The 20,996-nt window shown below is 55.2% G+C and carries 16 protein-coding genes; 2 read left to right on the top strand and 14 right to left on the bottom strand.

Features of this window, described 5'->3' with window-relative positions:
- Nucleotides 1-208 precede the first annotated feature (208 nt).
- The 8 genes from rsd to yrfG form a co-directional block, all read right to left on the bottom strand.
- Nucleotides 209-679: a sigma D regulator gene (gene rsd / locus ACT3T7_RS00105; RefSeq protein ID WP_192527987.1), complete on the bottom strand. Its 471-nt coding sequence runs from the start codon at nucleotides 677-679 to the stop codon at nucleotides 209-211.
- 131 nt (nucleotides 680-810) lie between these two features.
- On the bottom strand, nucleotides 811-1,311 hold the full coding sequence (locus tag ACT3T7_RS00110; RefSeq protein ID WP_444629709.1) for a disulfide bond formation protein B: 501 nt from the start codon (nucleotides 1,309-1,311) through the stop codon (nucleotides 811-813).
- Nucleotides 1,308-2,948, bottom strand: coding sequence for a glutamate--cysteine ligase (gene gshA, locus ACT3T7_RS00115; protein ID WP_192527985.1), 1,641 nt, complete (start codon nucleotides 2,946-2,948; stop codon nucleotides 1,308-1,310). The genes ACT3T7_RS00110 and gshA overlap by 4 nt, the downstream gene beginning before the upstream one ends.
- A 178-nt stretch (nucleotides 2,949-3,126) precedes the next feature.
- On the bottom strand, nucleotides 3,127-5,469 hold the full coding sequence (locus ACT3T7_RS00120; RefSeq protein WP_444629710.1) for a Tex family protein: 2,343 nt from the start codon (nucleotides 5,467-5,469) through the stop codon (nucleotides 3,127-3,129).
- 179 nt (nucleotides 5,470-5,648) lie between these two features.
- Nucleotides 5,649-7,205, bottom strand: a complete 1,557-nt coding sequence (locus ACT3T7_RS00125; RefSeq protein WP_192527983.1) for a phosphoenolpyruvate carboxykinase — start codon at nucleotides 7,203-7,205, stop codon at nucleotides 5,649-5,651.
- A 314-nt stretch (nucleotides 7,206-7,519) separates the two neighbouring features.
- A complete protein-coding gene (gene hslO, locus ACT3T7_RS00130) occupies nucleotides 7,520-8,395 on the bottom strand; it encodes an Hsp33 family molecular chaperone HslO (RefSeq protein WP_193055052.1) in 876 nt (291 codons plus the stop codon).
- A gap of 93 nt (nucleotides 8,396-8,488) precedes the next feature.
- Nucleotides 8,489-8,878, bottom strand: a complete 390-nt coding sequence (gene hslR, locus ACT3T7_RS00135) for a ribosome-associated heat shock protein Hsp15 (RefSeq protein ID WP_444629711.1) — start codon at nucleotides 8,876-8,878, stop codon at nucleotides 8,489-8,491.
- Nucleotides 8,879-8,892: 14 nt separating this feature from the next.
- Nucleotides 8,893-9,555 (bottom strand): GMP/IMP nucleotidase, encoded by a 663-nt coding sequence (gene yrfG / locus ACT3T7_RS00140; protein WP_172116167.1) that lies wholly within the window; start codon nucleotides 9,553-9,555, stop codon nucleotides 8,893-8,895.
- Between the two features lie 71 nt (nucleotides 9,556-9,626).
- Here yrfG and nudE point away from each other — a divergent pair, with 71 nt between their 5' ends.
- Complete coding sequence (gene nudE, locus ACT3T7_RS00145) at nucleotides 9,627-10,226, top strand: ADP compounds hydrolase NudE (protein ID WP_192527980.1); 600 nt, start codon at nucleotides 9,627-9,629, stop codon at nucleotides 10,224-10,226.
- A 1,101-nt stretch (nucleotides 10,227-11,327) separates the two neighbouring features.
- Here the strand turns inward: nudE and ACT3T7_RS00150 are convergent.
- The 4 genes from ACT3T7_RS00150 to ACT3T7_RS00165 all read right to left on the bottom strand — a co-directional run bounded on the left by ACT3T7_RS00150 (nucleotide 11,328) and on the right by ACT3T7_RS00165 (nucleotide 16,720).
- Entirely contained in the window at nucleotides 11,328-12,383 is a 1,056-nt protein-coding gene (locus ACT3T7_RS00150) for an oxidoreductase (protein WP_192527979.1), read from the bottom strand.
- 18 nt (nucleotides 12,384-12,401) lie between these two features.
- Nucleotides 12,402-14,246 (bottom strand): dihydroxy-acid dehydratase, encoded by a 1,845-nt coding sequence (gene ilvD, locus ACT3T7_RS00155; protein WP_444629712.1) that lies wholly within the window; start codon nucleotides 14,244-14,246, stop codon nucleotides 12,402-12,404.
- Between the two features lie 197 nt (nucleotides 14,247-14,443).
- A complete protein-coding gene (locus tag ACT3T7_RS00160; protein ID WP_444622170.1) occupies nucleotides 14,444-15,379 on the bottom strand; it encodes a methyl-accepting chemotaxis protein in 936 nt (311 codons plus the stop codon).
- Nucleotides 15,380-15,529: 150 nt separating this feature from the next.
- Nucleotides 15,530-16,720, bottom strand: a complete 1,191-nt coding sequence (locus ACT3T7_RS00165; protein ID WP_253926937.1) for an RNA-guided endonuclease InsQ/TnpB family protein — start codon at nucleotides 16,718-16,720, stop codon at nucleotides 15,530-15,532.
- Here ACT3T7_RS00165 and tnpA point away from each other — a divergent pair.
- Nucleotides 16,613-17,029 (top strand): IS200/IS605 family transposase, encoded by a 417-nt coding sequence (gene tnpA / locus ACT3T7_RS00170; RefSeq protein WP_172116163.1) that lies wholly within the window; start codon nucleotides 16,613-16,615, stop codon nucleotides 17,027-17,029. The two genes, ACT3T7_RS00165 and tnpA, sit on opposite strands and share 108 nt — an antisense overlap.
- A gap of 122 nt (nucleotides 17,030-17,151) precedes the next feature.
- Here the strand turns inward: tnpA and lon are convergent, their stop codons facing one another.
- Nucleotides 17,152-19,617, bottom strand: a complete 2,466-nt coding sequence (lon, locus tag ACT3T7_RS00175; protein ID WP_444629713.1) for an endopeptidase La — start codon at nucleotides 19,615-19,617, stop codon at nucleotides 17,152-17,154.
- Nucleotides 19,618-19,710: 93 nt separating this feature from the next.
- Nucleotides 19,711-20,967, bottom strand: coding sequence for a DUF945 family protein (locus tag ACT3T7_RS00180; RefSeq protein ID WP_444629714.1), 1,257 nt, complete (start codon nucleotides 20,965-20,967; stop codon nucleotides 19,711-19,713).
- Nucleotides 20,968-20,996 lie beyond the last annotated feature (29 nt).

The raw sequence follows: 20,996 nt of genomic DNA on the forward strand, positions 1-20,996 counted from the left end.
CAAACTATAGCTTATTTATTACTAAATCAACTTATGTAAACGTCTCCTTCATAAAAAGAAACAGTATTAGGAAGCCTCAACCAAGCAGCAAGTATCGCCCCATTAAACCAGGGCGTCTGGGAAGATTAGCCGGAATAAAATGCGACAAAAAGCACCTTCAAGGGTGCTTTTATCTGGCGCACAACAACAAGCAATGAAGAGGAAAGGCTTAGCTGGGGGTATTGGCGGCGTGCAAGCGGGCAATGAGCTGATCTTCTAGCGCAAAACGCTCAGTGAGGCCTTTTGCCAAGCGGTCAATCCAGGCGGGTAGGCGCACCAAATGCTGCTGGCAACGCACAGGTGACTCGTAATCCTGGTCGAACTCAAGCACCATTTGCGTAGACATCTCAAGGCGTTCCAGCAGCCGTGATGCGATGTGCAGCGCGCTCTCATCATCAAAAGCTTTCGCTTCTTCCGCGAGCTGGGGGTAAATCTCAAAATGCCCCGCGCTAATATAATCCATGAGCATTTGGCTAAAGGTATCAATGCGCTCTTTGCTAACGGCTTCTAGTTCAGTGTCACAGGCTTCCTTTAGCTCGATAAAACTCGCCAAAAGCGTGCGGCGCTGCTCCAGCCAGCGGTCAATCAAGCCATGAACGCCTCCCCAGCGCTCTTGGGCGTTTTTGCAATCTTCGAGCATGGGCTTCTCCTTGCTAATAGCCACCTACAACAGAGCAAGACTCGCTTTTCCACCCTTCTCTGTCAATTCTGTTAGGGGCCGTTTCCTTGATGCTAACGGCCAGCCAAAACGCTGGCCGCACAAACAGCCATCTATCGCTTGATAGCTAGCCACAATATCCGCAGAGGTACAAGCGCCAGGATAACAAAGCCGAGGAATGTCCAGGCAGGCAGAGAAGCCCCCATAAAGGTAACGTCAATCTCGGCGCACTCTCCAGAGCCAGTCAACACCATGGCAACGACATCCTGCATGGGCAGGATATCCATCATGTAGCCAAGACCTGGGCCACAGGACGGTACCTCGTCAGCCGGGAGGGTTTGCAGCCACACATGGCGACCGGCAATAAACGCGCCGGTGGCTACCGCTATCACCCCCAACACACCGTAAATGCCTTTCCCCACACAGCCGCTTGGGTTGTGGATAGCCGCAACCGCAAAGATCACGCCTGCAGCAATGACCGCTACGCGCTGAAAAATGCACAACGGGCAGGGTTCAAGACCCACAATATGCTCAAGGCCAAGCGCGACGGCCATCATCAAGACACAAAATGCCAAGCCTGCAAGGGCCACGGGGCGAAGTGCTGTGGGCTTCATTGCCTCTCCTCAAGTAGTAACGCAGACAACGCGCGCGATTCACGCGCTTTGGTAAAGTACGTATCGAGGAAGTCAGCAAAACTCTCCTGGTCTGCCGCTTCTATATCTTTCTGCTGCTGATGCGAGGTCTCAATCAACTGGTCAAGCAAGGCTTCGCGTGAGCGCAGCATGGGTGTGTTTTTAAGCTTTTCGCTCTGCTCCTTGGCCAGCCCAAGCAGCGTATCACTTAACGAACCATTGCCCTCTTTCATAAGCGCCAACAGCTGAGCCGAGGGCGTCAGAGAAGGATCTTGCAAACGCGGGGCCAGCTCATTGAGTGCTGCCGCGTGAGGCGCATCGTCTTCCACAGCATCCAGCAGGCGGGCGACTTCGTGTAATTCTGCAAAAATCTGCTCGCCCCACTCACTAACCGAGGTGGTCTGGCCATTACGAATCAGCGTTAATTCTGGGTCACGGCCGCGCTCCACCACCCAACGACGGTTGTCGTCCAGGCGGTCGCACTCATCATCAGAAATCCACGGGCTATCGCTGAGTAAACACCACATCAGGAAGGTGTCGACAAAGCGCATCTGCGTCTCGGTGACACCCAGCGGGTCAAAGGGATTCAGGTCCAAGCAGCGCACTTCAATATACTCAACACCGCGCGCTTCAAGCGCTTGGCTAGGCGTTTCGTTATGCTTGGCGACGCGCTTGGGACGAATATCGCTGTAGTACTCGTTCTCTATCTGGAGAATATTGGCATTCAACTGCTGCCAGTTACCCTCTACATTAACGCCGAGTTTTTCGTAATCCGGCCACGGCGTTGAGATCGCATGGCGCAACGTGTTCACATAGTTGGATAGCGAGTTAAAGCAGATTTTAAGCTGAGCCTGGACCTTGTTTTGATAGCCTAGATCCGACATACGCAGCGTTGTAGCGAACGGTGCATAAAACGTATCGTCGTTGAGTGGCTTCAACTTTTCAGGCACGTTGCCGTTAGGCAAAAAGCTTTTATCTACCGCAGGCGAAGCGCCAAACAGATAAAGCAGCAGCCAGCTATGACGTCGAAAATTACGGATAAGGCCAAAATAGCGCGTCGAACGATAGTCGTTAAACGGGATATTATTCGCACCTTCCAGCTCGCGCAGCGCGTGCCACATATCATCAGGTAACGAGACGTTGTAGTGTACGCCAGCAATTGCCTGCATGATCCGCCCATAACGTACGTCCAGCCCTTTACGGTAGACGTGCTTCATGGTGCCAACGTTGGAAGAGCCGTAATCCGCAATGGGCACGCTGGCATTACCTGAAAGCCGTGACGGCATACTCCCCGGCCAGACCCACTCCTGGTCAAGGTGCTGATAGGTAAAGGTGTGCAGATCCGATAAAAAAGCCAAGGCTTCACGCGGCTGCGAATACACCGGGGTAATGTATTCAATCAACGCTTCTGAATAATCAGTGGTGATATGCGGGTGCGTTAGCTTGGAACCCAAAGCACTTGGGTGCGGGGTTTGCGCAATATGGCCGTTTGCATCAACCCGCAGTCCTTCTTTTTCCAGCCCGCGGCGTAAGCGTCCCATGCGGCCCAAGCGCGCGCTGGGTAACAATCGCTCAACCTGGGAGGTCAGCGAAGATGGCACAGTGAGTGGTTCAGGCAAGGTGAACACTCCTTGTCAGTAAGGCTCGTTTTGGACGAGCCCTGGTGAAATCAGGTGGCATCGCCAGCATATCCATCAATCATAAAAGGCAGGATATGGCGGCAGCCCTAATATTTTCAAGACATGTATTTTCAAGCCACGCAAGCCTTCAAGTTACATAAGCGTTCAACGTATGCGTCTACTTGCCCTGCTTGGCTTTCAGCAATGCCGCCCCCAGCGCCCCCATTGGCGCCGAAGTTTCCGTGCTCTTACTGGCAGGTCGTTGGCTACGTGGTGACTTTTGCGACCCTTTATTAACGGCTGATGACGCGCGCTCTTGCTCGCGTTCCGGCTCATCATTCAGGCGCATGGAAAGCCCCACCCGCTTACGTGCAATATCCACGCTCATCACTTTTACCGACACAATATCACCCGCTTTAACTACGCTACGTGGGTCGTCAATAAAGCGATCAGACAGTGCAGAGATATGTACCAGACCATCCTGATGGACGCCAATATCTACAAACGCACCAAAGGGCGTTACGTTCGTCACGGTACCCTCCAGCACCATGCCCAACTTCAAATCCTTGAGCGTTTCCACGCCCTCGCGGAATTCTGCAGCTTTAAATTCAGGCCGTGGGTCACGCCCCGGCTTATCAAGCTCGCTCAGAATGTCGCTGACCGTGGGCACACCAAAGCGCTCATCGGCAAAATCAGCGGGCTTTAACGCTTTCAGCGCAGCGCTATCGCCAATCAAGCCTTTAACATCACGGCCACTCTGTTTAGCGATGCGCTCGACCAGGGTATAGGCTTCCGGGTGAACGGCACTTGCATCCAACGGGTTATCCGCATTGCTGATGCGCAAAAAACCTGCGCACTGCTCAAAGGTTTTGGGGCCCAGGCGGCTAACGTCCAGCAGTGCTTTACGGCTTTTAAACGCACCAAGGCTGTTACGCTGGGCCACGATATTCTCAGCTATCGCAGCACTTAGGCCTGCCACTCGTGAGAGCAACGCGCTTGACGCCGTGTTAAGGTCAACCCCCACGGCATTAACACAATCTTCAATGACAGCCTCTAGGCTACGCGATAGCTGTACCTGAGAAACGTCATGCTGATACTGGCCTACGCCAATCGACTTGGGCTCAATTTTAACCAGCTCAGCCAGCGGGTCTTGCAAACGGCGAGCAATCGACACCGCGCCGCGTATTGTTACATCAAGATCCGGCAGCTCACGAGAAGCATATTCCGAAGCGGAGTAAACAGACGCCCCGGCTTCCGATACCATCACTTTGCTGACCCGATACTCAGGCGCCAGTGCTTTCAGTAGCTCCCCTGCCAGCTTGTCGGTTTCACGGCTGGCGGTGCCGTTCCCAACAGCAACCAGTTGAACGCCATGCTGCTTAACGAGCTTAGCCAGCACGTTGAGCGACTCATCCCAGCGGTTTTGTGGCGCATGCGGGTAAATAGTCGCCTGGTCGATAAACTGCCCGGTTGCGTCAATGACCGCCACCTTGCAACCGGTACGCAAACCTGGATCAAGCGCCAGGGTGATTTTTTGCCCAGCGGGTGCGGCCAACAGCAGGTCTTTCAGATTGGCGGCAAATACTTCGATGGCAGTTTGCTCAGCCTGCTCGCGCAAACGCCCCAGCAGCTCGGTTTCCAGCGCTGTGTAGAGTTTCACTCGCCATGTCCAACGGACCACCTCGCCCAACCATTTATCAGCAGCGCGGCCCTCATCGCTAATGCCCACCTGTTTGGCAATGGCCACCTGGGCGGGATGAATAGGCGCATCATCTTCACCAGACAAGCGAATAGCGAGGCTCAGCACGCCTTCATTGCGGCCACGGAACATGGCAAGCGCACGGTGTGAAGGCACTTTGGCAAGCTTTTCATCGTGCTCAAAGTAATCCGCAAACTTAGCGCCTTCTTGCTGCTTGCCCTCCAGCACACGGGCACTCAGCTCACCCTCTTGCCAGAGGCGCTCGCGCAACCGACCGATTAGCTCGGGGTCTTCGGCAAAGCGCTCCATCAGGATTTGTTTAGCGCCGTCCAGCGCCGCTTTGGCATCTTCAACGGCGGGAATATCACCCTCTGCCGGTCGCAGGTAGCCGGCTGCTTCCGCTTCAGGGTCAAGCGCGGGATTCGCCAGCAGCGCATCCGCCAACGGCTCAAGCCCCGCTTCACGCGCGATTTGTGCCTTTGTGCGGCGTTTTTTCTTAAAGGGTAAATAGAGATCTTCAAGGCGTTGCTTGGTTTCTGCCGCGTCTATGCTCGCCTTGAGCGATGCATCCAACTTGCCCTGCTCATCAATGGCTTCCAGGACAGCGGCACGGCGCTCTTCAAGCTCGCGCAGATAGCGCAACCGCTCATCCAACTGACGCAGTTGGGTATCATCTAATGCCCCGGTAATTTCTTTACGGTAACGGGCAATAAACGGCACGGTGGCACCGCCATCCAACAGCTCTACCGTAGCCGCTACTTGCTGGGTACGCACGCCTAGCTCGTCGGCTAAGCGGGAAATAATTCGCTGATTGACATCCATAAATTGCAACTAACTCATGCAGCATTTTTTAGTGCTGACAAGGTATCACAATCAGCCTACTACCGCTTTATCTGCACGCGACGCGCAGGCCTCAACTGAACCTTCAACCATGCAAATAGCAGAAGGCCGCCCGTGGGCGGCCTTCTGGCTTGGCGTGCTTTGCTCGCCACTACTCAATATCAACCCAACTGCGGGCCTGCCTTGAGGATCGCTTCGCTCACCCCTTCAAACTTCTTGAAGTTATCCACGAATTTAGTCGCTAGCTCTTTCAGGTGCTGGTCGTAGGCAGCGCGGTCTTGCCAAGTATCACGCGGGTCAAGCAGGCTGGAATCAACGCCTGGCACGGCAACCGGCACGTCAAGGTTCAAGCCTTCGATATGGCGCGTTTCTACATCGCGCAACACGCCTGACTGAATCGCACTGATAATCGCGCGCGTCGTCGGGATAGAGAAGCGTGAACCGCCTTCCCCAAACGCGCCGCCCGTCCAGCCGGTATTGACCAGGTAAACCTGAGCGTCTTTCTTATCAACACGTTTGATCAGAAGATCCGCGTACTCACGCGCCGGGCGCGGGAAGAACGGGGCACCAAAGCAGGTAGAGAACGTAGCGGCCAAGCCTTCTGAAGAGCCCATTTCGGTAGAGCCAACCTTTGCGGTGTAACCGGAAAGGAAGTGGTAAGCCGCGGCTTCTTTGGAAAGCACTGACACCGGCGGCAATACGCCTGACATATCGCAGGTCAAAAAGACGATGGCATTGGGCTCGCCCGCCAGGTTTTCCGGCACGCGCTTTTCAATATGCTCAAGCGGATACGCGGCACGCGAGTTCTGCGTCAGGCTGTCGTCGGCGTAGTCAGGCTCGAGGCGGTCATTGAGCACCACGTTTTCAAGCACCGTGCCGAACTTAATCGCGTTCCAGATAACCGGCTCGTTTTTCTCGGAAAGGTCGATACATTTGGCGTAGCAACCACCTTCCATGTTGAAGACGATACCGTCGCCCCAGGCGTGCTCGTCATCACCGATCAGGTAACGTGCCGGGTCAGCGGAAAGCGTGGTTTTACCCGTACCAGAAAGACCGAAGAACAGGCAAGTTTCACCATCTTCACCCACGTTGGCCGAGCAGTGCATCGGCAGCACGTCAGACGCTGGCAGCAGGAAGTTCTGTACCGAGAACATGGCTTTTTTCATTTCGCCTGCGTAGCGCATACCGGCGATCAGCACTTTTTTCTCGGCGAAATTGATAATTACGCAGCCGTCAGAGTTGGTGCCATCACGGCTCGGCTCGCACTCAAAATTTGCCGCGTTGAGAATGACCCACTCATCTTTACCCGCCGGGTTGTAAGCGCTCGGACGTACAAACATGGTGCGGCCGAAAAGATTCTGCCAAGCGGTTTCAGTGGTCGCGCGGACCGGCAGATAGTGGGTGGAATCACTACCCACATGCAGCTCAGATACAAAATACTCACGACGGCTTAGATACTCTTCAACCCGCGCCCACAAAGCGTCGAATTTAGCGGCATCAAACGGGCGGTTGACGCTGCCCCAATCAATACTGTCACGCGTCGACGGTTCATCGACAATAAAGCGGTCAGCTGGCGAACGCCCCGTACGTACGCCAGTATTGATGGCCAGAGCGCCATCTGCCGACAGGCGGCCTTCACCACGGGCCACGGCGCGCTCGATTAATTCGGCGCTGCTAAGATTCACGTGGGCTTGGGGAGCGGCTTGAGTCGTGGTCATTTTGATTCCTGGGCCTTGCGGCCATTCTCTCGTTACCGGGCGCTGTTAACGCCACCAAAAAAAGGTCATCCCAACAACATTACATTGCGCTGGGTGTGCTGAAGTCAGGCGCATTATTGCAAAAAGAAAGCCCCCGGGAAACGGGGGCTTTGAGCAAATATTTTGTAGTTAAACTACTACAAATACACAATATTTCTTATTGCAGCGCAGTAAGTTTTCAACTATTTTCAGGGTGAAATCGCTACAACCGTTGTCGCTACTGCCCTTTTGCGAGCACACCCCGTTAATCAGCGCCTTGATAAACGACTACATAATCAGTGAATAACCGGCGATGGTGCATCCGGGTTCTCCAATAATGTCTCAACATCAGCCGCAGTGTAGTGATATTTCGTGTGACAGAAGTGGCATTGCGTATCAATAGCGCCTTTTTCACGCACAATATCGCGCAGTTCAGCAGCGCCTAACGTGATCAATCCTCCCGCCATTCGCTCCCGCGAACAGGTACAGCCAAAACGCAGGGCTTTAGGATCAAAGACCCGAACCGTCTCTTCATGATAAAGGCGATAAAGCACTTCGCGCTGCTCTAACCCCAAAAGCTCCTCAGGCTTGATCGTATCGGCCAACGCGACGCTGCGCTCCCACGCATCGACATCCTGATTTTGCGAGGCATCAGGCAGGCGCTGCAGCAATAGGCCACCAGCACGCTCGCCATCTGCCGCTAACCACAAGCGCGTAGGCAACTGTTCGGATTTTCCAAAATAGGCTTCCAGACAGCCACTGAGCGTTTCGTGATCCAGCGCGACAATGCCTTGGTAGCGCTTGCCTTCACGCGGGTCGAGCGTAATGACAATTTGACCTTCTCCGACCAATTCACGAAAGTCTGCTCGCTCGCTGGGCAAGTGGCTGTCTTGTGCCACACGCGCAATCGCACGTAGCTCGCCGCCGGGGTTGGACTCCGCCATTAGCAGCGACAGCACGCCCTGGCCACGCACTTCAATACTCAAGGTGCCGTCCAACTTAATGGTATCGGTTAGTAGCGCGACAGCGGCCAGCAGTTCCCCCAACAGCTCATTGACGGCGGGCGGATACGCGTGGCGCGTGAGCACTTCGTGGTAGGCAGTGGCTAGCGTTACGATTTCGCCACGCACGTTGGTTTGGTCAAACATAAACCGCTGAATTTGATCAGACATAACAAGGTCCTGCAGTAAAAGGGTACTTAAAGTAGGCGCTTGGCGGGCTAGCCTGCCTTAACGGTGAAGGCAGCCCCAGGCAGGAAACGTCGGCTACTCGCTGGGCTGACGCTGAAAGCGCTGTATATCGCGGCGCTGCTTTTTATCAGGCCGTTTGAGGGGGTGCTGCATGGCTTGATTAGTAAGCCTGCGGGCTTCGGTCTCACGGGCACGGCGCTCGGCACTTTCGGTGGTCTCTGCATAGAGTTTTCGGGCCTCAGGCGCACCGCGACGCTGGTCAGAAAGCTCGGTTACTTTGACCTCGTAAATATCCCATCCCTGAGGCACGCGGATAAGCGCCCCCAGCTCGACATTTTTACTGGTTTTGACACGCGCACCGTCATAATGCACCTTGCCACCTTCAATGGCTTTTTTAGCGAGCGCACGGGTTTTAAAAAACCGCGCTGCCCATAACCACTTATCCAAGCGAACGGTGTCGCTCATTAACGCTCTCCTTGCTACCCCGGTACGTTTTCTGGCAGCAGTTGGGCAAATCGGTCCAGAGCGATAAACTCCTGCAGCTCTTTTTCTGGGCGCTGGCTGTCTGGCTGTTTAATACCCAGCAAATGCCGGATGCCAAATTCGCGGGCGCTTTCCAGCACGCGGGAGTTATCGTCTATAAACAGGGTACGGGCCGGGTCAAAAGGTTCGATGTCTTGCAGTGCAAACCAAAATGCCTGCTCCTCTTTCGCTGCCCCTACATCTTCAGAGGAGATGATGGCATCCAGGTAGTTTTCCAACCCTGTTAACGGCAATTTAAGCGATAGGCTGGCTCTATCAGCGTTGGTGGCCAATATCACTCGGGGATGGGCCTGCTTTAGCCACGCTAAGAAGTCGAGTGCATCGCTACGTAGACCAATTAAATGCTGCACTTCCCGCTTGAGCGCAACAACGTCGACATTCAGCTCTCGGCTCCAGTACGCCAGGCTGTACCAGTTTAGCGTGCCCTGCTCGCCCATAATGCGCTGCTGGAGTGCATTTTGAGATGCTTCATCAAGCTGATGAAGCTCTCTATAACGGCGCGGGAGATGCTCCAACCAGAAGTGGCTGTCAAAGTGTAGGTCCAGCAGCGTACCGTCCATATCCAACAGCACGGTATCAATTTCGCGCCAATCAATCATTGCCGCTCCAGTCTAAAAGAGTAAGCGTGCTATTGTAGCCTAACCCTTATTTAGCAGCCATGGAGGCCCTTATGTCAGCATCTGATTCTCCCACCGGCTACCTGCGCAAGCCGCAGATACTGGCCCGTGAGAGCGTAGCCAAAAGCCGCTTGTTTCATATTGAGTCGCTGGATTTACGCTTCTCGAACGGCGAGGAGCGCCAGTTTGAGCGTTTAACCGGCGCCGACCGTGGTGCGGTAATGATTGTGGCCATGCCTGACCCTGACCATGTGTTGCTGATACGCGAGTACGCGGCAGGTTTTGAAGACTACGTATTAACGCTTCCCAAAGGATTGGTGGACCCGGGCGAGGATGTTATTACCGCGGCTAACCGTGAATTGATGGAAGAGTGCGGCTTTGGCGCTCACTGCATCGAGCCTTTAGTTGAGCTTTCACTGGCCCCCAACTATATGCGCCATCGCATGCAGGTATTAATCGCAACCGACCTGTATGCCAAACGGCTGCCGGGCGATGAGCCAGAGCCGCTTATTGTCGAGACCCACCCCATCGAAGAGCTACCTGCCCTTTTGCTACGCGACGATTTTCATGAAGCCCGTGCCATAGCAGCCCTGTATATCGCCCGCGATAAATTACGTGACGAGAAGCGTCAGGACGCTGCTGATTTGTTGTGAGGTAATGCCGGCCCCGCTTTTCGAATCCAGCAAAAACCGTAGCGCGTGGTAACATTTTGCAAGGAACGAGCAAATAAGGCACCCGCGAGTGGCGGCGCAAGCCTCCTTGGCCGCGCCACCCAACCCCGGCAACGCTTCGCGTTGCTCCCGCGGGTGCGCTGCGCTTATACGCGCTACAAATTTGCGCTATTTTCGAATCCCGCAAAAACCGTAGCGCGTGGTAACGTTTTGCGAGGAACGAGCAAATAAGGCACCCGCGAGTGGCGGCGCCAAGCCGCCTTGGCTGTGCCTCCGTGCTTATGCTTTTGTACCTCATCACCCGGCAACGCTTCGCGTTGCTCCCGCGGGTACGCTGCGCTTACCACGCGCTACAAATTTGCGCTATGTTCGAATCCAGCAAGAATCGTAGCGCGTGGTAACGTTTTGCGAGAAACGAGCAAATAAGGCACCCGCGAGTGGCGGCGCAAGCCGCCTTGGCTTGTGCCACCGTGTTTATGTCTATGCTATTGCACCCCGCCACCCAATCCCGGCAACGCTTCGCGTTGCTCTCGCGGATGCGCTGCGCTTACCACGCGCTACGAATTTGCGCTATTTTTGGATCCAGCAAGAATTGTAGCGCGTGGTAACGTTTTGCGAGGAACGAGTAAATAAGGCACCCGCGGGTGGCGGCGCAAGCCGCCTTGGCTGTGCCACCGTGCTTATGTCTATGCTATTGCACCCCGCCACCCAACCCCGGCAACGCTTCGCGTTGCTCTCGCGGGTGCGCTGCGCTTACCACGCGCTACGAATTTGCGCTATTTTCGAATCCAGCGAGAATCGTAGCGCGTGGTAACGTTTTGCGGGGAACGAGTAAATAAGGCACCCGCGGGTGGCGGCGCAAGCCGCCTTGGCTGCGCCACCGTGCTTATGTCTATGCTATTGCACCCCGCCACCCAACCCCGGCAACGCTTCGCGTTGCTCCCGCGGGTGCGCTGCGCTTACCACGCGCTACAAATTTGCGCTACTTACGGACCTAGCGAGAATTGTAGCGCGTGGTAACGTTTTGCGAGGAACGAGCAAATAAGGCACCCGCGTGAAGAGGGTGCCGATCTTCGTGTTGGGTTAAAAGTGGGGTTTAAGCGCTATCCAGCGGCGTTGGCGGTAGCTATCCTGCCCCGCTTCCAAAAGCGTCATCGAGCGTAGCGCGGCTTCGATATCTACCGGTAGCGCAGCACGGCCTTGAAGAGCCTCGACGATTCCTTGGTAATAGGCCAGGTAGTTACCCGGCTGAGTAGGATGCTCATGGCTTGTCAGTGATGCCTTTTCATCCTCCCCATCGCGTAGCGTCAACGTGCCTGGGGTATCTTCTCCCCAATTAACAGCAGGCACCTCCCCTGCTTTCAGGCGATCTTCTTGAGGGTCCAGACCGTATTTTATATAGCTGCCTTGCGTGCCATGTATCCGAAAACGTGGTGTCGCTTCGGCCACTAGCGCACTGGCACTTAACTGAACACGCCGGTCATCGTAGGCCAGTAGCGCGAGAAAATCGTCATCGGCTTGCGCGCCCTCGCGGCGAGTACCCAGCTCCAGCAAAATGGCGTTGGGCATCCCGAACAGCTCACATGCCTGATCTAGCAGGTGTGGCCCTAGGTCAAACCAGAGACCGCCACCCGCCGTGGCTTTCTCGCGCCAGCGGTCACGTACTTCTGGTTTGAACCTATCAAAGCGCGACTCGAAACCGGTCACACGTCCTAGCGTGCCTGTCTCAAGCAAAGCCTTAACCGTTAAAAAATCGCTATCCCAACGGCGATTATGAAACACCGAGATCAAACGCTCTTTCACCACGGCCAGCGATTTTAACTGCTTGGCTTCTGACAGCGTCACGGTAAACGGTTTATCCACCACCACGTGCTTGCCCGCAGAAAGTGCCATTTTGGCAAGCTGAAAGTGGGTATCGTTGGGGGTAGGAATCACAATAAGGTCAATATCGTAACGCTGGCATAATGCCCGCGCCTCACTCTCGACCTCTACATCAGGCAAATCCGCCTGCACCTTAGCGGCGTCGCTTGAGGACACCGCGACCAAATCCAGGCCTTCCGTGGCCTGAATGAGCGGTACATGAAACGTTTTACTCGCGAACCCATAACCTACCAGGCCCACATTGATCGTTGCTTTCATAATGCTCCTTGCGAACGTTTAATCGAGCTTGGAAAGATCGCGCACCGCTCCTTTGTCAGCGGACGTCGCTAACAGTGCATAGGCCTTTAGCGCAGGCGTCACTTTGCGGGGGCGCTGCTCGACCGGTTTCCAAGCCTCTTTTCCTTTGGCATCCATCGCTTCGCGACGAGCGGTAAGCTCAGCATCGGAAAGCTTGACGTTAATCGTGCGATTGGGGATATCAATGATGATGGTATCGCCCTGCTCCACCAGGCCGATTGCACCGCCCGCTGCCGCTTCCGGCGATACGTGGCCAATGGACAAACCGGATGTCCCCCCCGAGAAGCGACCATCGGTCAGTAGCGCGCAGGCTTTGCCCAGCCCTTTGGATTTAAGGTATGAGGTTGGATACAGCATTTCCTGCATGCCGGGACCGCCTTTAGGGCCTTCGTAGCGAATCACCACGACATCACCCTCTTTTACCTTGCCATCCAGTACGTTGGCGACCGCCTGGTCCTGGGACTCCACGACGTGGGCCGTGCCTTCAAACAGTAGGATCGAATCATCAACACCGGCGGTTTTGACCACACAGCCGTCCAGCGCGATGTTGCCGTAAAGCACGGCCAAGCCGCCCTGGGTTGAGAACGCGTGCTCCAGGTTACGGATACAGCCAGTCGCTCGGTCACCGTCCAGGCTTGGCCAGCGCGTGCTTTGCGAGAAGGCCGTCTGGGTGGGCACTCCACCAGGACCTGCTTTAAAGAACTCAACCACTTCCGGGCTGGGTGAGCGCATGATGTCCCACTCGTCCAGCGCGGTCTTGAGACTATCACCGTAAACCGTGGGCACCGAGGTATCCAGCACGCCCGCGCGATCAAGCTCACCCAGGATCGCCATGATGCCACCCGCCCGGTGCACATCTTCAATGTGGTACTTCTGGGTGTTGGGCGCCACTTTACACAGTTGAGGCACTTCACGGGAAAGCTGATCGATATCCGACATGGTGAAGTCGACTTCCGCTTCTTGCGCGGCCGCCAGCAGGTGCAAAATGGTATTGGTGGAACCGCCCATGGCGATATCCAGGGTCATCGCGTTACGAAAAGCGGCTTTCGAGCCAATCGCGCGAGGCAGCAGGTGCGCCTCATTGCCTTCGTAGTAACGCTTAGCCAGCTCAACAATCTTGTGGCCCGCGTTTTCAAACAGACGACGACGGTCCGAGTGTGTCGCCAGCACAGTGCCGTTACCCGGCAGCGCCAGGCCGAGCGCTTCGGTCAGACAGTTCATTGAATTGGCGGTAAACATGCCTGAGCAGCTGCCGCAAGTGGGACAAGCGCTACGCTCAACTTCGGCCAGCGTTTCATCATCCACGCTGTCGTCAGCCGCCATTACCATGGCGTCTACCAAATCCAGGCCATGATTTAACAGCTTGGTTTTGCCGGCTTCCATGGGTCCGCCTGAGACAAAGACGACCGGAATATTCAGGCGCATAGCAGCCATCAACATGCCAGGGGTAATCTTGTCGCAGTTGGAGATACATACCAACGCATCGGCACAGTGCGCGTTACACATGTACTCAACGCTGTCGGCGATAATGTCGCGGCTGGGCAGCGAGTACAGCATGCCATCGTGGCCCATCGCGATGCCGTCATCGACGGCAATAGTGTTGAATTCCTTGGCTACGCCACCGGCTTTCTCAATTTCACGCGCCACCAGTTGGCCCATATCTTTCAGGTGGACGTGACCGGGGACAAATTGGGTAAACGAGTTGGCGACCGCGATAATAGGTTTGTGAAAATCGTCATCTTTCATACCCGTGGCGCGCCATAAAGCGCGGGCGCCAGCCATATTGCGGCCAGCGGTGGTCGTACGGGAGCGATACTCAGGCATAGTGTCCTCTACATCTTTTTTTTGGCCCGCTGCCAACTCGGCGGTGGGCAGGTGAATCCAGCATCCATGATTGTGGCATGAGCGCTGCTCACAGACCAGATGTAGTATCCGACGAGATTTATCCGCTGACGCGTTTCTAAAATGCCACCTTGGAGGGTGGCATCTATCCCGTAAGGGAGTGTTGAGGCGTTAGATGCTTAAAACTCTTCCCACTGGTCGTGCTGAGGCTGGGCGGCGAGTTTATTAGGCGCGGCATTACTGGCGGCGGACAGCTGCCTGGTTGTTTTCTGCTGAGCCTTATGCGTAAACGAAAGCTTATCGCGGGCGGCTTTGGCACTCTCTTCTTGAAAACCTTTTAACCGGAACGCATCGACCACGTTGGCCAGCTCAAAGGCCTCTAGCGCCAGATTGTCGGCTGACGCCGCGATTGACTGCACTTTTGATGCATTTTGCTGTGTCACATGGTCCATTTCAGCAACGGCTGAATTAATTTGTCCGATACCGCTGCTCTGCTCATTAGAGGCTGCACTAATGGATTCCATTAACACGCTGACACGGTTTACCTGCTGCATCACATTTTCAATGGCGCGCTCTGCCTGCTCTACAGCACTCCGCCCGCCACTGACCTCTTGAGTAGTACTGTCGATCATCTTGCGGATCTCCTGGGAGGCCGTCGCGCTCCGCCCCGCTAGATTACGCACTTCGCTAGCGACAACGGCAAAGCCGCGGCCATGATCGCCCGCGCGGGCCGCTTCGACAGAGGCATTGAGCGCCAGTATGTTGGTCTGAAACGCAATGCCATCAATCACGCTGATCATTTCGGTCATTTTTTCTGCGCTTTGGGCAATGCGCTGCATACGCTCAACCAGGGCTTCCATCTGTTTGCCGGTATCGCGTGTGCTGTCGGCATTTTGCATGGCAAGCTCGGTTGCCTGACGCGCGTTTTCAGTATTCTGCTGCACGGTGGAGGTCATCTCTTCCATGCTGGCAGCGGTTTGCTGAAGCGATGATGCTTGCTGCTCGGTCCGTGATGAAAGCTCTTCGTTTTCAGCAGCAATCTGCCTAACGGCCGGGGTCACGATCGACACTCGGCTATCCAGATCAGTGACGATACTGGCCAAACTAAAGCGCATGGTATCCAGTGAGTAGAGCAGCTCCCCGAGCTCATCGTGGCTAGTTTGCTTGTTGCTGGCCGCCAGGTTCCCTGCCGCAATCTGAAAGGTCAGGTGGCGCGCACCCGCTAAGCCGTTGAGTACATTGCGTAGATTGACGTCCTCCCCGCCCTAAAGGACGGGGATTCCAACTTCTTGAGGGCAACGTCCTGCCCCGAGGCTGAGGATATTCCGGGCCGCATTCACGTCCCGGTCGTGGAGTACACCACACTCCACGCACTCCCAGACCCTTACTCGCAACCCGTTGACGCCCTGCGGCCCGCTAAGCGAGCCGCACGACGAACAGGCGCGGGTGGTGTTGGTTTCGCGAACGACCTTGAAGACGATGCCTGCGTGAGCGCATTTATATTCCAGCATCGTTTTCAGTTGTGACCAGCCAGCGTCGTAGACGCTTTTGGCCATCTTGGTCTTCGCGAGCTTGGTTGAGGAAACATCGCCCACGACGATTTCGCCGTACTGGTTGACGAGTTTCCGGGAAAACTTGTGCTGCGCGTCCTGGCGACGGTTCTTGATCTTGGCGTGAATAGCCTTTACCCGCCGCTTGTTACGCGCACGTTGGGCTGTCGCCAACTGGTCTTCCATGCGGCGGTAGAAGCGGCTATTTTCCAGCCTTCCTCCATCGCTACAGGTGGCCACATCCTTGAGCCCAAGGTCGATGCCAACGGCGCCCTGCCCAAGCGTTGGCTGCACGTCCACCTCGACCGCAACATTGAAATACCACCGGCCCCGGCTATCTTCGTTGAAACTGCCGGCACGGAACTTGTATGTCGACAGGCCGTAGCTATCCCACACCTTGAAGTAGGTGCCGTTGTGAAATACCTGCCCGTTCTTCCACTTGGCCGCGCCGGTATTGACCGGAATCCAGCCAAGTGAGCGGCGTACACCGCCGGACTTGCGCCAATTCAGGCGGGGCTTTTTGAACTGCTTGCGGCGGGCAACGTATTCAGCAGCGATGCATTGCAGCGTTTGGCTGTGCAGGCCGAGGTCCTTGCCAGCACCCTTGGTATAGGGATGCATGTCGTAGGCAGACAGAAACAGACCTTTCTCCCGAATGGCTCGAGAAGACAGTTCGTTGAGGTAGTTCCAAACAAAATTCACGCTGCGGGCCATGCGGTTAAGCTCGGCGGCGTGTTTGTCCTTCACTCGAACCTTGAGGGTCTTGGTCTGCTTCATGGCTTCGAATATACTTGGTCTATGGAAACCAAACAAGCTATCAGAACAGGAAGAAACTGCGTTTTTAAACTCCATGCCCATTTGGTCTTTGTCACCAAGTATCGGGGCAAGGTGTTCACCGGCGCGCATCTCAACTCCCTCGAATTGCTTTTCGACCGAGTGTGTCGGGACTTCGAGGCGGAGCTACAGGAGTTCAACGGTGAAACCGATCACGTCCATTTGCTTGTCAACTTTCCACCCAAAGTGGCGGTATCCAAGCTGGTGAATAGTTTGAAGGGGGTATCCAGCCGGCGGATGAAGTTACTACACCCTGAACTGGTGCAGCCCGCCTACCGGAAGAACTCGCTGTGGAGTCCAAGCTACTTTGCGGGAAGTGTCGGAGGCGCCCCCCTGAGCATGGTCAAACAGTATATTGAGCAACAATCGAGGCCGGACTAGGGACGCTCTCGCGCCCCTCGCTATCCATCCTCGCACTAGAAGTACGAGGTTTTTCGCGATGTTCGATAAGAAAATATGTTTTAAATCATCTACTCTCGCCCAGCCCTTCCCTGGCGTATGTTTCAATTCTTAAAGACAACGTTAGCTACGTCTTTATAGCGGTTAGCGAAGTGTATCGTCATACCTTTCTTAAGATAATCAGGGAGTTCTTCGTAATCGCGGCGGTTGGCCTCGGGCAGTATCACCTCAAAAATGTCGCTACGCCGGGCAGCAATCACTTTCTCACGAATGCCGCCAACAGGAAGCACCTGACCGGTCAGGGTGAGCTCTCCCGTCATTGCCAGTGGCCGCGTAATGGGCTGATGCTTGGCGAGCGAGAGTAGCGCGGTGGTCATGGTGACACCCGCCGAAGGACCATCCTTGGGTGTTGCGCCCTCGGGCACATGCAGGTGAACAAACGCTGAATCAAAGAAGTCAGTATCGGCGCCATACTCCTGCAGGTGGCCCAGGGTGTAGCTGTAGGCAATGTTGGCAGACTCTTTCATGACATCGCCAAGCTTACCGGTCAGCTTGAATCCCCGGTCCAGCGCGTGAACTTTACCCGCTTCAATAGGCAAGGTTGCCCCCCCCATGGATGTCCAGGCAAGCCCTGTCACCACGCCTTCGCCTTTGAGGGCTTTTTCCTTACGGAAAAGAGGCGCTCCCAAAAACTCCTCCAGGTTGTTGACCGAAATCTTGACGGTTTCGATCTCCTCTTCCAGGAGCTTGACCGCCGCTTTACGTACAATACGGTGAAGCTGCTTTTCGAGTTGCCGAACGCCGGCCTCACGGGCGTAGCCTTCAATAACCTGCTTTAACGCCGCCTCGGTTAAGTTGATACGCTTTTTAGGCATGTTATTGCGCTTAAGAAGCTTCGGCCACAGGTGGTGCTTGGCAATCGCCTGCTTCTCTTCCGCGATATAACCTGAAAGGCGAATTTGCTCCATGCGGTCCAAAAGCGGGCCGGGGATCGAGTCCAGCGTGTTAGCCGTGCAGATAAACAGCACCTTGGAAAGGTCCATCCGGACATCCAGATAGTGGTCCAGGAAGTCAACATTCTGCTCAGGGTCTAACACCTCAAGCAGCGCTGAGGCAGGGTCCCCCTGGAACGACTGCCCCAGCTTGTCGATTTCATCCAGCATAATCACCGGATTCTCGACTTCGACTTCTTTAAATGCCTGCACCAGCTTACCAGGCATGGCGCCCACGTAGGTACGGCGATGGCCTTTAATCTCAGCTTCATCGCGCATTCCGCCGACAGAAAAACGATAAAACTCGCGGCCCAGCGCCTCTGCGATAGAGCGGCCAATAGACGTCTTACCGACCCCTGGCGGGCCTACCAGCAGTACGATGGAACCGCCTACATCGCCTTTAAATGTGCCTTCCGCGAGGAACTCGATAATACGTTCTTTCACGTCCTGCAAACCATCGTGATCGCGGTTTAACACTTCACGCGCATGGCTTAGATCAAGCTTATCCTGGCTGGTGACCCCCCAGGGCAATGACGTTAGCCAATCCAGGTAGTTGCGGGTCGTGCCGTACTCGGGTGACCCGGTTTCCAGCACGCTTAGCTTATTCAGCTCATCATCGATACGGCTCTGGACGCGCTCGGGAACGACCAGCGACTCCAAACGGCCTTTAAAGGTATCAACGTCGTTTTCGCGGTCATCCTTGGAAATACCCAGCTCACGCTGAATGACTTTTAACTGCTCGCGCAGGAAGAATTCACGCTGCCGATCCTGCATTTGCGCATTAACCTGCTCACTGATCTCGCTTTGCAGTTGCGCGACTTCAATTTCCTTACGCAGCAGTGGCAGCACCTTGTGCATCCGCTCTTCTACCGGCAACGTATTCAGCACATCCTGAAGCTCAGGGCCTTTGGCTGACGTAATCGCGGCGGCAAAATCGGTAAGGGGGCCTGGCTGATGAGGGCTAAAGCGGTTCAGATAGTGCTTTAACTCTTCGCCATACAGCGGATTAATCGGCAGCAACTCTTTGATGCCGTTAATAATCGCCATGGCATACGCACGCGTCTCCTCGTTTTCCGCATCAACAGGCTCTTTGGGATAGGTAACTTCAACGAGATACGGCGGCTCTTTAGACAGCCAGCGCTTGATTTGAAAACGCTGCACACCTTGGGCAATAAACTGAATCTGCTGGTCCTCGCCCTTTAGTTTATGCACTTTAACGGCGGTGCCAATCTCGGGAAAATCGTCGTGACCTAACGACTCCACACCGCCCTCGCCCACAAAGGCAACGCCCAATGTTTTATGGGGCGTATTGCCTACGCGACGCATGGTCTCTTCCCAGCGTTCACGATTAATGACCAGTGGCTGAACCTGGGCGGGGAAAAAAGGGCGGTTATGAATGGGCAGTAAATAAATGCGTTCAGGCAGCATATCACTGGCAGGAACCAACGAGTTTGTCCGCTCGCCATCGGAGCGATGATGCTCTTCTTCACCTATATGGTCAGTCTCAGCAGATGACGGGACATCTTCTCCCAGCCAGCCGAGATTGTCGTCATCGCGGTCGTACTCCTGGTCGCTCATATACCCTCCGGTAAACAGTGACTAGCGGATATACCGCTTAGCATTGCTTATGGAATGCGGGCAACAGGCTTAAACTTCAACCCTTGGCGCCGTCTATTGCGACCAGAGGTCCGGCATGGGACGACCGTTAACACGCCAATTCCCGCGTATAACGTCAAACTGCAGCTCACGGGTTCCTAACGGCAAGCCCAGCCATAAGGCGACCACCGTCGGTGCATCATGCCAAATAAAATCGCCGTCAAGGCGTTCAAGCCAACGGGCACGCTCTTCCTGCTTATCAAGCAAAGTGACATTGAGCTGATCCAGCTTTCGAGCATCGAAGAAGAGCGCGCCATCAGCATCAACGCGAATCCCCAACAGCGGGCTATCCACGTCTACGGTGATAACATCCAATCGCGGAGAGTCACTCAATATTTGCAGCAGGTCAGGTTCAAGTCGGGATAACAACCCCTCGGCCATCGGCAAACTGGTATCTCCCCAAGCAGCTTCCTGGCGCAGCCGACGGATAGCCTGACGTATCGCATCAGCGTTAAGGCGTGATAGCTCCATGACAATATGCCCATTAAGCAGCGCCGTATCGGGTGCCTCCGTAGGCACCATAACGTCGCCCATAATGAGTTCGCCAGTGAGACGCAACTCACTTTCATCCAGCACCATGTAGCTGTGTATATCCAGCGGTGCCAGTTTTACGTCATAGGCTGGGTAGTGAAGTGACAAGGCGTCAACATGCAGATGGTCGCGCTGAGCGAAATGGTGGGCATCTTCGATATAGGTGTAACGGCTTTCAAGCAGCAGCGGTCCCAGGGTTAACTGTGCCGCGCCATCGGTTAGCGCTAACTGGTCCATACGAACGCGTAATCGCCAATCGCCAAACACGCCCTCCAACCGCAGCCGCCCTCCACGGACCTCTAGCTCTCGCCCGCTTTGCTGAATAATAAATGGCGCCAACGCCAGCTGTAGCTCACTATGCCCACTAAGCGTGTGGTAACGGCCTTTCCAACGTGGTGCGGAGGTGGCAGTCACCTCCCCTACCGCCCGCTGTAACGCCGTATCCAATCGTGGCAGAAAAGCACCTTCAACGTCCGTGCTTAAAATACCGTGACGTGCACGGTAAGTAAGCTCCAATTGCCAGGGACGTCCCAGCAGGGGGGAAAGCAGAAGGCGGCCCTGAGAACTTAACCATCCCCGACTGCTCTCAACACGAGACACGCGCCACTCTCCCCGTGCCTCCAGATCTTCCAGCGCTTGGCGGAGGCTACGCTCAAACAGCACGCTGGATAGCAGCTGTCCCGCCATCCAGACAACGGCTAGTGCTGCCAAAATAGGGACAATTAAGCGTTCCTTGCGCATGCCATCTCCTTGAGCAACCGCACGAATAG

Origin of the sequence: Halomonas sp. 111 (assembly GCF_052379685.1) — a bacterium.
GTDB classification, from domain to species: Bacteria; Pseudomonadota; Gammaproteobacteria; order Pseudomonadales; family Halomonadaceae; genus Vreelandella; species Vreelandella citrativorans.